This window comes from Pedobacter sp. MR2016-19 (assembly GCF_014947265.1).
Taxonomy (GTDB): domain Bacteria; phylum Bacteroidota; class Bacteroidia; order Sphingobacteriales; family Sphingobacteriaceae; genus Pedobacter.
Map to the genome: position 1 here is coordinate 1 of NZ_JADCNK010000052.1, position 1,318 is coordinate 1,318.

The window sequence follows — 1,318 nt, forward strand, 5'->3', positions numbered from 1 at the left end:
GGTTGACTCGCAGCGTCCATCCGTTGTGATTACGAGTACTGCAGGTGCATCCGGCGGATCAACCAGCACTTCGCCAATTCCAGTTACAGTTACTTTTTCGGAGACCGTAACAGGATTTGTAGCAGGAGATATTACACCAGGAAATGCCACCATCAGTGGTTTTTCAGGAAGTGGAACTACTTATACTTTTAATGCCACGCCAACAGCAAATGGTGCGGTGACTATTAGCATTGCAGCTAACGTAGCACTGGATGCAGCAGGCAATGGTAACACAGCTGCCAGTCAGTTTTCCATTACCTATGGACAGGCCGTCACCGCAACACCGGTAGTAGCCAGCCCTTCCAATGGCAGTTTAATCACTACGACCGCCCCAACCTATACAGGAACTGCAACAGCAGATGCAACCGTTACGGTATATGTAGATGGAGCATCTTTAGGTTTCACAACAGCAACTGGTGGAAACTGGTCACTCGTGCAGCCGGCAGCGCTGGCACAAGGTTCGCATACGGTTTATGCAACTGCACAGGTGACTGGTAATGCAGTGAGCGCAAACAGTACAACCAATACTTTTACGGTTGACACGCAGCGTCCATCCGTTGTGATTACGAGTACTGCAGGTGCTACCGGCGGATCAACAAGCACTTCGCCAATTCCATTTACAGTTACTTTTTCGGAGACCGTAACCGGTTTTGTAGCAGGAGATATTACACCAGGAAATGCCACCATCAGTGGTTTTTCAGGAAGTGGAACAACTTATACTTTTAATGCCACGCCAACGGCCAATGGTGCAGTAACTATTAGTATCCCAGCTAACGTAGCAATAGATGCAGCAGGCAATGGTAACACAGCTGCAAGTCAGTTTTCAATTGCCTATACGCAGGCATCTCAAATTACTGCTTCAGCCGGAACTTTTCCATCAGCGTTAAGCACAAACTATGGAACAGCATCAACATCAACCAGTGTAACCGTATCGGGTACAGGTTTAACTGCCGGTATTACGGCCACTCCATCATCAACAGCTAATTTTGAAGTTAGTGCTGATGGTACAAATTTTGGTACTTCTGCTATCATCGGTACTTCGGGTACGGTATCGGGTACGGTTTATGTAAGATTAACAGCAACTGCAGCTGCTAATACAAATATTACAGGGAATATAACATTAACCAGTACGGGCACTAATAGTCCAGTTATCACTATACCAACCAGTACTGTTGCGCAAAGAGTCATTACAGTAACGGCCGCAGCAAAAAGCAAAACTTATGGCGATGCCGATCCTGCACTGACTTATGCCTTTGCACCTGCACTGGTAACAGGTGAT

The 1,318-nt window shown here is 46.8% G+C and carries 1 protein-coding gene; it reads left to right on the top strand.

All coding sequences use genetic code 11. The features are described from left to right. A partial coding sequence (locus tag IM793_RS24680; protein ID WP_227256390.1) for an Ig-like domain-containing protein occupies positions 1-1,318 on the top strand: 1,318 nt, incomplete at both ends.